14 protein-coding genes and 1 pseudogene are annotated in these 13,006 nt (G+C 61.0%); 13 read left to right on the top strand and 2 right to left on the bottom strand.

The genetic code is table 11. The features are described from left to right. Positions 1-49 precede the first annotated feature (49 nt). Together ACPPVR_RS41495 and ACPPVR_RS41490 are read left to right on the top strand one after the other, a co-directional pair. Positions 50-262 (top strand): annotated as a pseudogene (locus ACPPVR_RS41495) (N-acetyltransferase family protein); the annotation flags it as partial. 82 nt (positions 263-344) lie between these two features. After that, positions 345-833, top strand: coding sequence for a Crp/Fnr family transcriptional regulator (locus ACPPVR_RS41490; RefSeq protein WP_426612251.1), 489 nt, complete (start codon positions 345-347; stop codon positions 831-833). Here ACPPVR_RS41490 and ACPPVR_RS41485 read toward each other — a convergent pair. Further along, positions 772-1,599, bottom strand: a complete 828-nt coding sequence (locus ACPPVR_RS41485; protein ID WP_426612250.1) for a metallophosphoesterase family protein — start codon at positions 1,597-1,599, stop codon at positions 772-774. The genes ACPPVR_RS41490 and ACPPVR_RS41485 overlap by 62 nt on opposite strands. Before the next feature lie 202 nt (positions 1,600-1,801). On the opposite strand from ACPPVR_RS41485, the gene ACPPVR_RS41480 reads away from it, so the two are divergent. The 10 genes from ACPPVR_RS41480 to ACPPVR_RS41435 all read left to right on the top strand — a co-directional run bounded on the left by ACPPVR_RS41480 (position 1,802) and on the right by ACPPVR_RS41435 (position 10,676). Further along, on the top strand, positions 1,802-2,488 hold the full coding sequence (locus ACPPVR_RS41480) for a DNA-3-methyladenine glycosylase I (RefSeq protein ID WP_426612249.1): 687 nt from the start codon (positions 1,802-1,804) through the stop codon (positions 2,486-2,488). Between the two features lie 43 nt (positions 2,489-2,531). Beyond that, entirely contained in the window at positions 2,532-3,260 is a 729-nt protein-coding gene (locus ACPPVR_RS41475; RefSeq protein ID WP_426612248.1) for an SDR family oxidoreductase, read from the top strand. Between the two features lie 267 nt (positions 3,261-3,527). After that, entirely contained in the window at positions 3,528-3,821 is a 294-nt protein-coding gene (locus ACPPVR_RS41470; protein WP_426612247.1) for a hypothetical protein, read from the top strand. A gap of 232 nt (positions 3,822-4,053) precedes the next feature. Further along, positions 4,054-4,281, top strand: coding sequence for a DUF3551 domain-containing protein (locus tag ACPPVR_RS41465; RefSeq protein ID WP_426612246.1), 228 nt, complete (start codon positions 4,054-4,056; stop codon positions 4,279-4,281). Between the two features lie 537 nt (positions 4,282-4,818). Further along, complete coding sequence (locus ACPPVR_RS41460) at positions 4,819-5,202, top strand: PLD nuclease N-terminal domain-containing protein (RefSeq protein ID WP_426612245.1); 384 nt, start codon at positions 4,819-4,821, stop codon at positions 5,200-5,202. A gap of 772 nt (positions 5,203-5,974) precedes the next feature. Further along, positions 5,975-7,243: a tyrosine-type recombinase/integrase gene (locus tag ACPPVR_RS41455; RefSeq protein ID WP_426612244.1), complete on the top strand. Its 1,269-nt coding sequence runs from the start codon at positions 5,975-5,977 to the stop codon at positions 7,241-7,243. An 88-nt stretch (positions 7,244-7,331) separates the two neighbouring features. Further along, positions 7,332-8,138 (top strand): hypothetical protein, encoded by an 807-nt coding sequence (locus tag ACPPVR_RS41450; protein WP_426612243.1) that lies wholly within the window; start codon positions 7,332-7,334, stop codon positions 8,136-8,138. 123 nt (positions 8,139-8,261) lie between these two features. Further along, positions 8,262-8,516 carry a hypothetical protein gene (locus ACPPVR_RS41445; protein ID WP_426612242.1) on the top strand — a complete coding sequence of 85 codons (255 nt, stop codon included), beginning with the start codon at positions 8,262-8,264 and terminating at the stop codon, positions 8,514-8,516. 271 nt (positions 8,517-8,787) lie between these two features. After that, positions 8,788-9,060: a winged helix domain-containing protein gene (locus tag ACPPVR_RS41440; protein WP_426612241.1), complete on the top strand. Its 273-nt coding sequence runs from the start codon at positions 8,788-8,790 to the stop codon at positions 9,058-9,060. Next, positions 9,060-10,676, top strand: coding sequence for an AAA family ATPase (locus tag ACPPVR_RS41435; protein WP_426612240.1), 1,617 nt, complete (start codon positions 9,060-9,062; stop codon positions 10,674-10,676). Before ACPPVR_RS41440 ends, ACPPVR_RS41435 begins: the two co-directional genes overlap by 1 nt. A gap of 635 nt (positions 10,677-11,311) precedes the next feature. On the opposite strand, the gene ACPPVR_RS41430 is transcribed toward ACPPVR_RS41435, so the two are convergent. Further along, positions 11,312-11,785 carry a hypothetical protein gene (locus ACPPVR_RS41430; protein ID WP_426612239.1) on the bottom strand — a complete coding sequence of 158 codons (474 nt, stop codon included), beginning with the start codon at positions 11,783-11,785 and terminating at the stop codon, positions 11,312-11,314. 823 nt (positions 11,786-12,608) lie between these two features. Here ACPPVR_RS41430 and ACPPVR_RS41425 point away from each other — a divergent pair. Next, positions 12,609-12,761, top strand: coding sequence for a hypothetical protein (locus ACPPVR_RS41425; RefSeq protein ID WP_426612238.1), 153 nt, complete (start codon positions 12,609-12,611; stop codon positions 12,759-12,761). Positions 12,762-13,006 lie beyond the last annotated feature (245 nt).

Raw genomic sequence — 13,006 nt, 5'->3', positions numbered from 1 at the left:
CGCATGTCACAGATATTTCCAGGTGCCATTGTTGAGCCGGCGGAGCCGGTCGGTCGCCGATGCTTTCCAGCGCACGGGCCTCGGCTTGCAGATGATGACGGCGATGGAATCGCACGCGATCGATCTCGGCCACGCCATGATCGCAGGCGAGACGACGCGAACGAATGCCGAAATGCGCGGCCTTGCGAAGAAGGCGGGGTTTAGCGACACCGGCCTTGGAGACTGGAAGTCGGTCCATCTCGCGAAGCGGCCGTCTCGCTAGCCGGACGCGCGTTGATTTGCCGCGTGGCACGGATCGTGCTCTAGTATCGTCCGGATATCCCCAGCGATGGGAGCTTTCGACGATGCGCGCAGTTTTGGATCATTGCACCGGCGGAACGGAGCGGCAGGTTGCGGCCGGCACGCCCGTCGTTACCGAGGGCGGCACCAGCAGCGGTCACCTCTACGTGCTCCTGGAGGGCAAGCTCGAGGTGCTCAAGAGCGATACGGTGGTCGCCACCATCGCCGAGCCCGGAGCGGTGTTCGGCGAGATGTCCGTCCTGCTCGGGCTGCCGCATACCGCAACGGTGCGGGCCAGCTCGGATTCGGTCATCTATGAGTTCGAGGATGCGGCGTCATTCCTCATACAAAAGCCGGAGGTGGCGCTGCTGCTTGCGCGCACGCTGGCCCAGCGGCTCAACGTCGCCAACACCTATCTCGCCGATCTCAAGCGGCAGTATGCCGGCCACGGAACGCATCTGGCGATGGTCGGCGAAGTGCTCCAGAGCATGATCAACCTGCCGCCGCTCGAGGTATCGCCAGGATCGGATCGGCAATCCGACCCAAGGATGTAAGCCAGTCCGGCGGATCCTCGACGTCAGCGGCCGGCCGCTTCAGCGGTGCGCCGAGATCGATCCATTGGGCCTGGCCTGCCGCAAGCCAGAACGCCTTGTTGGCGTCGAGGTCCAGCACGATATGCGTCGGCGGCCGTCCCGGTTGCAGGCCGGCGTTGAAGACCCAGGTCTGGCCCAGCCGGTCGAACCACGAGCCGTCCGTGATGAAGGGCGATTGATGCACATGGCCCGAGATCACCATCGACGGCTGGTACTGCATGATCCACTGCACCAGTTCGACATCGCCGAAGAAGCGCTTGCCGCCCCAACTGGTCGGTGAATTGGCCGGCGGCGCATGATGCGCCCAGATCCATCGCTGCGGACGGTTCACGGAGGCATCGCGCAGCTGCTCGGTGATGCGCTGCTTGACCAGTGGTCCATCCCACCACGGGCACACCGTGAACAGCGTGTCGCCGATGGTCAGGCCGTCGCCGTCGCAGGCAATCCCGAGTTCGCGCACCTCCGAGATCCAGCGTGAGACCTTCTCGCCCTCCGCATTGCGCTCGTCGAGGTCGTGATTGCCGGAGCAGAGGATGACCTTGGTCCGGGCCGCGAGCAGCGCAAGGTACTTCTTCACGACCACGATCTGGGCGCGGAAATCCACCATCGAGCCGATGTCCAGCGCATCGCCGGCGAAGATCACCAGGTCGAATTGGGGAGCCGCGCCGACCAGCCAGTCGAACTGCGGCAGCGAATAGTGCAGGTCGGCCACGACCAGGCAGCGCATTGAAAATCCGTCCGCGAGAGATTGAAAATATCCGGGAATTCCAAATCGTTATGAAGCAAGAAGCAGACCAGCACGGCCGCAAATCGATCGGCCGAACGAAGCATGCTGCGGCGTCGTCGCGGGCGCAAGTGGCGGTGCGTCGCAGGGCTGGACCAGATCGTCGAATTCTGATGTCGTGGCGCGCTCTCAACGCGGTGACCGCATGACCTCGTTCAAGACCATTCGTGCCCGTGCCGAGAAGCGCAAGGGCGGGCCCAAGGCGCTGGACAGGCTGATGCCGGACAAGCCCGATCTGAAGCGGCTGGCCAGGCTCGGCGACGATCGCATCCTCGCCGAGATGACCAGGCGGGTGTTTTGCGCGGGCTTTGCCTGGAGCGTGATCGAGACGAAATGGGACGGCTTTGAAGACGCCTTCCTGGGCTTCGCGCCGGCCAAGCTCATTTTCCAGCCGGAAGACTATTGGGAAGCGTTGCTGCGCGACACGCGCATCGTGCGCAACGGCGCCAAGATCATGTCGGTGCGCGACAACGCGGCCTTCGTGCAGGAGATCGCAAAAGAGCACGGCGGTTTTGGCAAGTTTCTGGCGAAATGGCCGTCGTCCGACGAGATCGGCCTGCTCAATCTCCTGGTCAAGCGTGGCAGCCGGTTAGGCGGCAACACCGGCCAGATGCTGCTGCGCTTCGTCGGCTGGGACGGCTTTGTCACATCCAGGGACGTCGTTGCGTCCTTGCGCGATGCCGGCCTCGACATCGCCGAAGAGGTGAAGTCGAAGGGTGATCTCGCCAAGGTGCAGGCGCAGTTCAACGCCTGGGCCGAGGAGACCGGCCTGCCCTACACACATCTGTCGCGCATCTGCGCGCTGTCGGTCGGCGAGAACCGGAGCGAGTAGGGGCGTGCGGCGCCGTTTGGCGTCATGCGATCGGGAGTAACCCATGACAGGCGAACTGGAAGGCAAGGTTGCCGTCGTGACGGGGGCCGCATCGGGCATCGGATTGGCCAGCACCGAAGCGATGCTGGCCGCAGGCGCGCGCGTGGTGACGGTCGACCGCGACGCTGCCGCACTGAAGGCGCTTCGCGACAAGCACGGCGATGCCTTGATCCCGCTCGTGATCGATCTGCTCGACGCCAAAGACTGCGCCACGCTGCTGCCGCGGGTCCTGGAGCGAACCGGCCAGCTCGACATCCTGCACGCCAATGCGGGCGCCTATGTCGGCGGCGACCTCATAGATGCCGATCATGGCGCGATCGACCGGATGCTGAACCTGAACATCAACGTCGTGATGAAGAACGTGCGCGACGCGCTTCCTCACATGATCGAACGCCGGAGCGGCGACATCATTGTCACGAGCTCGCTCGCGGCCCATTTTCCGACGCCGTGGGAGCCCGTCTATGCGTCGTCGAAATGGGCGATTGATTGCTTCGTCCAGACGGTGCGGCGCCAGGTGTTCAAGCACGGCATCCGCGTGGGATCGGTGTCGCCTGGTCCGGTCATCACCGCACTGCTCGCGGACTGGCCGCCTGAGAAGCTGAAGGAGGCGAGAGATTCCGGCAGCCTGCTGGAGGCCAGCGACGTGGCCGAGGTCGTGATGTTCATGCTGACGCGACCGCGCGGCATGACGATTCGCGACGTCGTCATGCTGCCTACGAATTTCGATCTTTAGAGCATGATCAGGAAAAGTGTGCAGCGGTTTTCCGGAAAGATCATGCTCAAACAATAGGGCGCGCCCGGAGCGCCAAATGATGTGCAAGATGTGGCGATCGCACGCCGCCAGTACGGCGGATGCAACTCACGATCACGAGATGCATTTTGCCGGAACATTTGCGCGCAGCACCCGTTCGGAAACTTGAGCCAAGCGAGCCAGGGCGCAGGGAACTCCTGCCTTGGCCCCAGCCGCCCAAACCGGACACGAACATAACGGAGCGAGCTCGTGAAGCTAACATCCGCACAAGTGAAGCAGACCATCACGCAACTCGGCGCCCAGGTGCTTCCCGACGAGCATCCCGCCATGCCCCAGCTCAACAGCATGTTCGGCGACCACACCTTCTTCGTCGACGAGATTGGGCTCAAGGTCCTCGAGCCCACGCCATCTCTGGCCGCGGACCGGGAGACGGGTGAAGTCGTGAGCCTTGCCGATTGGGACGACACAGAGCTGACAAAACTGACGGCCCACGAGCCCGAGCCAACCGGCATTATCGTGGTGTTCGACCACAGCCTACACTGACGGGCGTTGGCCTCGGCCGCTTTTTCAGCGTGCCGCTGGTCCGGGAGCAAAGCCGCGGGGGGAGGAGCCTCGCGGGTCCGGGTCATCGAGAGCTTGCGATTGTCACCATACCGTGAGCGCTCTTCTCTCAGAGGGTCCTCTCAACAAACAACCCGGGTCCAGTGAGGGGTTTTACTGACGGTCGCACCCTGGCGTCGCCAGTATACTCGCCTCCATTCAGAAGGAGGTTGCAATGCATCTCACTGTTCCAGTGCTGGCATCGCTCACCATGCTTGTGGTTCTGGTCTTCTCAGGTTCAGCCGAGGCTGCCGCGGCAGATCGATATTGCCTGCGCGGTCGCCACGCCGGCTTTCCCGGCAATTGCCAGTTTGCCACCCGCGCGCAATGCACGGCCGCCGCCTCGGGCACGAGCGCTTATTGCGGCATCAATCCGCGTTACGCCGCATCGCCACGGCGCTAGCTGTTTCCGCGCCACTGACGCCCCAGGCACGGATAATCCAGGGGGTTAATCCGATAAAACCCTCAGGTACGAATGGGATTGTTCGGATTTATCGATTGGCTGGCCAGTGATATTCCGGTTCTGGCTACCAGCGAACGCGTCGACCCGCGCGAAGCGATCAGTCGAAGAAGGGAACACCAGATGCGAAAGCTTTCGCTATTGGTCATTCTGCTCTCGCTCGCAGGAATGCTCCCTTCCAGCGAATCCTTTGGCCAGAGTGCGCTTCGCGGCGCGGTCATCGGCGGTGCCATCGGCGGTCGTCGCGGCGCCGCAATAGGAGCTACAGCCGGAGCCGTCGCCGGTGCCCACCGCCGGCATCACCATTGGCACAGATATTATTGGAGAAACGGCAGCTGCTGGCATCGCACGCAAAGCGGAAGGTCGCACCGCGTGTCACATCGGTACTGCCGCTGAGTGCGCGTCTAGACGAGCGCGTGGTGGGTCGGAAGGCTTGATCGCGACAAAGGTCGGGAACGGCAACGCAACAAGGGGATCACAATGTTCTTCGCACAAGAGGGATTCACCTATCGAAATTTCCTGATGGACATGATTGCGATATTCGCATTTGTCGTCTGGTTCTGGCTGCTCATCGTCATCTACGGCGATCTGTTCAGGCGCCACGACATCTCCGGATGGGGCAAGGCACTGTGGGTGCTCGCGCTGGTTCTGACCTCCTATTTCGGCATCTTTGCGTATCTTATCACCCAAGGCAGAGGCATGGCCGAACGTAACGCTGAGCAGGCTCAACGGGCTCGCGAGGAATTGCGGCAGATCGTCGGCTTCAGTGCCGCAGACGAACTTGCCAAGCTCGACCAGCTCAAGAAGTCGGGATCCATAACCGATACCGAGTACGGGCGACTTCGTACCAAGCTGGTCACTTAGCCCGTCGGTGCGCCACGCGCTTCGAGGCGGTGAGGGAAGCAAGGAGGCCATGATGCTCGCAAAGCCCTTTGGCACCGTTGGAGTTCTTATGGCTGGCTTTGCGATTGCGTGGACTGAAAGCGCACATGCGGAAATATTCATAACAACCGCCACCATATCGCAGGGCGAGTTGGTCATCGTCGGAAGAGTAAGACGGCCGCGCGAGCCCAGCGTGGAGATCAAGATCAGTCCCACCAAAACCGTGAAAGTCGAGAGCACTTCGACCGGAGGGTTTCGGTGGATTGGACCGGAGTTTCCGTCCACTTGTATCGTAAAGATCACGTCCGGACCGGATACGAGAGACGCGGTGATACAAAACTGCGGCCTCCCCGGACCAGCGGGTCCGCCAGGGCCGGCCGGTCCTGTAGGCCCGATAGGACCGCCCGGGCCCAAAGGGAATTAGACGGCAGACTTTCATCTTCCAGGTTTGCAGGTTGCCCACGGGATCGCTCTCGCATCAACAATCGAGGCGTCGGTTCGACGTGAGCGGCTAAACACTGCCGCATCATCAATAGATTGCGGATTTGGCTGGCGCACCCGACACGATTCGAACGTGTGACCTTTGCCTTCGGAGGGCAAGGGTGAATAGATTACCCTTGCTTACCTGAAATCCCTTGGAATTGATCACTTGCAGATATAGGCTGAAACCAGCCTGATTTGGGGGCTACGGTCGTTACTCCGAATTTCCCTCGTTTTCCGGCGCCTGCTTACCCGGTGCTTACCTGGGGGAAAATTGCCGAAGCTCACGAAACGCATGGTCGATGCGGCCGAGACCAGGGGTCCCGACGTCTTCCTTTGGGATGACGAGCTCCCCGGGTTTGGCCTGCGGGTGAAGAAGAGCGGTGCCAAGTCCTTCCTGGTCCAGTACCGGAACGCCAACGGGCGCAGCCGCCGGCTGACCTTGGGCCGCTATGGCATCCTGACGCCGGAGGAGGCCCGCAAAGACGCTAAGCTGGCCCTGGCGGATGCCGTGAGGGGTGCAGATCCAGTTGAGAGCAAGAAGCTCGCCCGGGGCGCAATGACCGTTGAGGAGCTGTGCAGGGAGTACTTGGACAAGGCGCAGCGCGGCCTAATCCTCACACGTCGGGGTGAGACGAAGAGCAAAACGACCCTGTACAGCGACAAGGGGCGCATCGAGCGGCACATCATTAAGTTGGTGGGGAAGAAGACCGTGAAGGGCTTCACGTCCACCGATGCCAAGGGCTTTCAGCGCGACGTTATCGCTGGCAAGTCCGCCGTGGACGTGAAGACGAAAACCCGGGGTAGGGCGATTGTGAAGGGCGGGAAGGGCACCGCCGCCCGAACGATGGGTCTTCTAGGCGGGATCTTCAGCTACGCCGTCGACGAGGGCTATCGGGCCGATAACCCGGTGAGCGGCATTAGGCGCCCAAAGGACCAAACCAGGGAGTGGCGCCTGGATGATGCTGGGTATCGCCGTCTCGGTAAGTGCCTCGCCACGGCTGAGGCAAATGGCGAGCACTGGCAGCGCGTCCTCGCGAGCAGGACGTCCGCGATGACGGGTTGCCGCCTGGATGAGGTGGAGGGCCTGCTAAAGACCGAGGTTGACCCAGCTGGGATGGCGCTTCGTCTCGGGGACAGCAAGACCGGAAAAAGCATCCGCCCAGTGGGACCGGCCGTCATCGCGGTGCTGAAGGTTGCGATGGCCAAGTCCAGGTCGAAGTATGTGTTCCCTGCCATCACCATCGAGGCGAAACACCATACCGGCTTGACGCGATGGCTGCAGAGGGTGTCGGCGAAGGAAGTGCCGGGAATCACCAGTCATGGCCTGCGGCACTCGTTCAGCTCGACGGCCGAGGACCTTGGCTATTCGATCCCGACCATCAAGGCACTGATCGGGCACTCCAGAGCGAGCGTCACGGAAGGGTATATTCACAAGATCGATTCGGCACTCCTGGCAGCTGCCGATCGGATCGCCAGACATATTGACGATGCCATGACGGGAAAGAAACAAGGCAAGGTCGTCCAGCTTCGGAAGGCCTGATCAATCGGCGCGGCTAGGGTAGCTCACGAAAAGCTGGTCCGCACCAGCCTGCCGCGTCGTCCACATGCGGAGCACAAGCGGAAGTGCAATGGCGGACTTTGTCCCAAAGGGATTCTACGCGCTCGAAAGGGCTGTGTTGTTGATAGCGCGGGAGCTGGACGAGCGCCTCTGGGACCATGCCAAGATGACCCTCTCGGAGATAAACGCTTATGAGAGGCTGGGAGAAACCTCGCACTATAAGGATCTCCGGCGAACGTTGGAAGACATCGAGCTAAGTCTTCGGGATCGCAAGACTGGCGAGCTACCCGACGACTCGATCGAAAAGCGCTTCAATGCCTATCAGGAAAGCCAACAGCTCCTCCGAGCAGCGTTGAATGCTGGCGAGTTACGTTCCTATCTTCAGTTTGCTGAAACGGGAGAGCGCAGCGAGCAGCCGCCCGAGGCATGGGCACAGGTCAACGCCACGAACTGGTTTGACGATGGCCAGATTTATGTTCTGACAGGCGGGACACATCGTATCCTCTTGCCGCCCTACATCCCTGGCGCATCAGACGACGTGAATTTCGCCAACGCCCCGAATGGGGTTTGGGCGTCCATTCTGATTGAGAAAGATTCGTTTTCGGATTGGTATTATTCGGCTGCGGGTCCAATGGCCAACGTCGAAGCCATCGAGCGCGACAGGGGCGGCCGCCCCCTTGAGTATGATTGGGATGCAATCAAGGAATATGCCCTCGGCTTGGTGAAGCAACGCGGTCGACCAGGTCGTGCGAATAAGCGCCTGCCGAGCAAGAGTCAGATCGCCGAGGCGGTTATGAACGAGTGGGCCAAGAAAGGTGTCGATTTGGCCGAGTCAACCGTTCGTCGCTACATCAAGGCTTGGCTAAAGGACCTCTGATCATAACCTCCAGTCAGGGGTTATGATCAGTTATGGGCGGGTTCTGAGCGGCTTTCGGGCTCGCGACTATGCGAGAGGTTTCACGTCGACGAAGAGGATTCCCCTCGGTTGATGAGAGACCCGATGAAAGAGAACGCTGAAATAAACCCCGACCGCCTGCTGCGGCGTGCTCAAGCGGCCAAGTACGTTGTCGAGACCTACAACGTCCCCTGCTCACCCAAGACGTTGGCAAAGCTTGCTTGCGTGAGTTCGGAGGGTCCGCCCTTTCGGCTTGCGGGGCGCTTTCCCCTCTATCCCATCTCCGGTCTCGATGCCTGGGCGCAGAAGAAGATTGGACCCTTGGTCCGGTCGACATCTGAAACCCGGCGCGTTGCCTAACCCCCCAACGAAAAAGCCCGGTGGCACGTCCCAATCCTGTGGCGGGACAGACGTGCACCGAGCTTCTCAGAAAGACAGTCGAGATGAAGACCTATAGCAAACCACAACCCAAAATCAAACCGGTTTCCGACCTACCGCTCTTCTCATGGCGGGTGGTCGTCCGCAGGCCAGCTACGTCCGCTGGTCACTTTGTCTGTCGTCGATATCGCGTCAACCCGGCAGTAGCCGATCTGATCGCAAGCCTCGCCGGCATCGGATCGGAGATGGGGCAATGAGCAGCATCACCATCCGTCTCCCAAGCGGCTCATGCCTGACCTTCACCGGTCGCGAAGCCTGGACGTTGCGGCGCCTGATCGAGGCCGGATCCCGAGGGGTGACCACGATCGACTATCCGGCGCCGCGCTGGTCGCACTACATCTTCAAACTGCGCCGTGCTGGCCTGACCATCAGCACAGAGTATGAGCCGCATCGCGGATCGTTTCCGGGAACGCACGGTCGCTACCGGCTCGAAACCCCCGTCATCGTTGTTGCAGAGGCCGCGTAATGAATTTTCATCAATCACGCGCACCCCTGACCGCAGATGAGTTGAAGCGCCGCGCCGAAGCTCTGTCAGCGAACGCCCAACCCTCTGACCATGCGCAGAGCCGTCCCGGGGACGAAGCTGCCGATACGGCCCCCAGCGATGAGCGGCAATATGGACCCACGGCCGCAAAAATATTGCGCGAGGTAAAGCGCAGCGTGGCATTGGCGTCTCAGGACGCCAAGCTCGCCGTTTTCACGGAAGCGGCAGCAACGCTGGCGGATGCCGTGGCGAGCCAGTGGGTGCCCAAAGCCGTGATGGTCGATCGCTTGTCTGAAATCGCTGTCGCACACGGGTACTTCGGTCGTGATCAACATGAGATCGAAGATCTGATCGGTCAATATGCCGAAAGGGCCTCCACGCCGACGCAGAAGCCGGATCAAGCGTCGTCCGGTTCGAAGCCGGCGAAGCGGCGGCTGATCGCGCATCGCGCCAGCGACCTCGAGCCGGAGAAATTGGTGTGGGTCTGGCCGGGTCGCATCCCGGAGGGCAAGCTCGTCCTGCTGGGTGGGCCGCCGGGTCTCGGCAAAAGCCAATTGACCGCCTACATGTCGGCGACCGTCTCGAACGGCGGTCACTGGCCGTGTGGCGAGGGTTCGACGCTCCCGGGCGACGTCATCTTCATGTCTGCAGAGGATGGCGTTCAGGACACCATCATCCCGCGCCTCATGGCGGCAGGCGCCGACCGTGACCGTGTTCACATCGTCTCGGCCGCGACCAAGCCGGACGGAACGGGCCGGAAAACGTTCAGCCTGAAGACGGACGTCGATCTCCTGGAAGAAATGGCGAGGAAAATCGGCACCGTCAGGCTGATCATCGTCGATCCGATCTCGGCCTACATGGGCGGCAGCGACGGCAACGGGAACGTGGAGACGAGGGAAGTCCTGGAGCCGCTGGCCGACATGGCCAACCGTCTGCGCATCGCCGTGGTTGCCGTGACGCACCTCAATAAAGGTGGCGGTGGTGGCAATCAGAGCGCTTTGAACCGGTTTGCCGGCTCGATCGCGTTCGTGGCTGCGGCCCGTGCCGCGTTCGCCGTGATCGAAGATCCGGAGGACGACGAGCGGCGGTTCCTGCTTCAGGCAAAGAACAACCTGGGTAAGAAGTGCCCGGGTCTGGCTTTCCGTCTGGAGCAACGCTTGGTCGGGGACGACGTGATGTCATCGAACGTCATGTTCGAGGGCGACCATGTCAGCGAGTCGATCGACGAAGCGCTGACCGCCTCCGAAAACCGAGGCGCCAAGAAGGGGCAATCGGGTGGTGGCAAGGAGGACGTCGTTCAGTTCCTCCGGGACATCTTGTCGGCTGGTCCGGTGGACGTTCTAGAGGTCGAACGCCAAGCCCGGGCGGCGGCATTGCTGGAAGACGACAAGCGGCTCAGCAAGAGTAAGGCCTTTCGTGACGCCCGAACCGAGCTTGGCATCAAGTCCAACCGAGCCGGTTTTGGGCCCGGCTCCCACTACGTGCTCGAGCTGCCGGACGCATCATGGGCGCCCGGAAACCCCATGGGCGCCCCCTCCCAAACAGGGGCGCCTATGGATGATTTGGGCGCCCATGGAGATGCTGGAGGTCCGCAATGAGGGGTCTCCGAACTCGCCTGGAGGACCGGAGAGCCCATTGGCTCTTCCGGTTTGAATGCGACGGCCAGTCCTATACCGGAGGCATCGGCCGGTTCGAGGATGGTCGGATTGCTGAGGTGTTCATCAACGGGACGAAGGTCGGCACGGCTGCCGAGACCAACGCCCAGGACGCGGCGATTGTCGCATCCTTGGCCCTTCAGCATGGCTGCTCGGTTGAGACCATTCAGCATGCTTTGGCGAGGTCAGGTGGCTCTGCTGGCCCCTTGGCGACGCTGTTAAGGACGGTTGAACATGAGAGCGCCTGAGGATTCCTATTTGAAGGTTCTCACGCCGTACGATCCGCGCGAGGGGATCAGCCTTAGGGAGGCGGCGGCCCGAGCCAGTAAATCCGAGAGCACGCTGCGCAATTGGTGTGTGCAGCATGGGCTGGGTCGGCGTGTCGGAGGTGGCGTCTGGGTCGTCAGCAAGGTCGCGCTTGCGATGTTTCTTGATGGAGATCGGCGGGCCCTTGCCGCTTACCTGGCCGGGGATCGTTCAAGCTCACTGGTGAAGGAGTACTTTAAGCGGGTCGGTGTATCTTTGCCGGGGTTGGCCGCATAGGGAGCGACCGCGAGTGCCATCGCACAGCTCCCTATTCAGATCTCGCAGTCGATTGAGTTCAAAGCCTTACGCAAACCACCAAACGCGCTTAGCCGACAGGGCTCGGTGTCGCCGGCAGCCTTTGAATGCTCGGAAATGGTAGTTCGCTTGACTTCGGTTTCCTTTGACTTCGACTTAGGAAGGGCAGCGGCAACCTTCTTTGATTTGGGGTCGCGCCGATGGTGGTCAATCACCTTGGGGAGTTCCGAAGAATCGATACCCGTGCCTTCCGACGGAGAAATGCGTTCCTCGACCAGAGAAGGCTGCGCTGGAGTTTCGCTACTCGCAGCGGCAATTTCTAGTCGATCAGCTTTCGCCAACGCACCATGTGAATCGGAAAGGCCTACTGTCGTTTCGGCAAGGGGCTGGACGACCACTACAGTACTTCGCGCCCGATTTCTGAGTTCCATCGACACCAGAAATCCAACACCCAATAGGATGAGGAGACCCAACAACACCATTCTCAGCATGATGCTTCTCCACCTTAAAATAGTGCGGTGAAAATTCATCGATCCAATGAGGCAACATGGCGGCGGCTCACATTCCACTTACGGGGTGTTTGCCAACAGGGTTAACCGGCGGCCTAGATTCCTGACGCGCGACGTCGAAGGTGAGCCACAGGGCGACCGGCCGGAGACCATCATTGTACCAATGTACTGGCCCGACGACGGCGAACGTGATCGCCTTCATCGGGCCAGAATCGCAGTCACAGACTGATGACGGTTTCGATTCGTGGAGCAGGAACAGCAATGGAGCCCGCAAAACCCCGCAAATGGACCGAAGAAGAGACCAAGCTGCTGATCGAACTCGCGCAACGTAAGGAAAGAGTGCCAGCGATGGCGCGAGAGATTGGACGTCACATCGCATCCGTTAGGCGACGTGCCCGCGAATTGGGTTTGCCTCTATTGCCCGGCCGAGGTGAGAGGCAACTTTAGCTCCCGACCCGCCCTTCGGGACGCTGGTCCTTGAACTCTGGCTCCTTTGCACCCGTGTCCCGCCGGCGGCCAACAAAATCCGCAGGGTCCGCCAAACGCGCAACCTCCGCAGCTTTAACATGGCGGCTCGCGTCCTGCTCTCGTACTGACAGCCTCATGCAGATTGAGGACGAGAGATGGACGGTCCCTTTAAGTTTGAACAGTTGGTGCAGTTTCGTGCGCCGATTAGCTTGTCAGTCGCGATCGACGCCGCGGCTCGGCGAAAGTGCCAATCGAAATCTGAATACTTGCGCCAGTCGGTAATCGTACGGTTGGAGGCGGACGGCGTCGATCCCACTCAACTGGCGGGAGCGGCCTGATGGGTTTATTCAGCATTTTCAGTAACGACGATGCCGAGCAGGCCGCGGCACAGCGCAATCAGGGCCTTCAGCAGGGCTACGATCAGCTTTCGAATCTTTACGGCCAAGGTCGGAATGCGCTCACGACATCCCTATCTTGGCGCGAACAATAATGCCGTGTCCGGAGCGGCGGGCGTGAGTGCAGGGCTCGGCAATGCTTTTAACACGTCCTACACCAATTAGGGCAACGCGGCGAACACAACGCAATCAGCAATCGGCAGTACGAACGCGGCCGCGACGCTTAATAACTACAACACTAGCGCAAACCTGTGGAATGGATTGATGGGCGCGGCGGGAGCGGTTTCCGGCGCGCTCGGAGGAGGCCTAGGAAGCAGTTTGTTCGGCGCATTAAGCGGTA

Source organism: Bradyrhizobium sp. McL0616 (assembly GCF_049993385.1).
In the GTDB taxonomy this organism is placed as follows: Bacteria; Pseudomonadota; Alphaproteobacteria; order Rhizobiales; family Xanthobacteraceae; genus Bradyrhizobium.
This window is presented reverse-complemented; position numbering and strand designations above follow the sequence as displayed.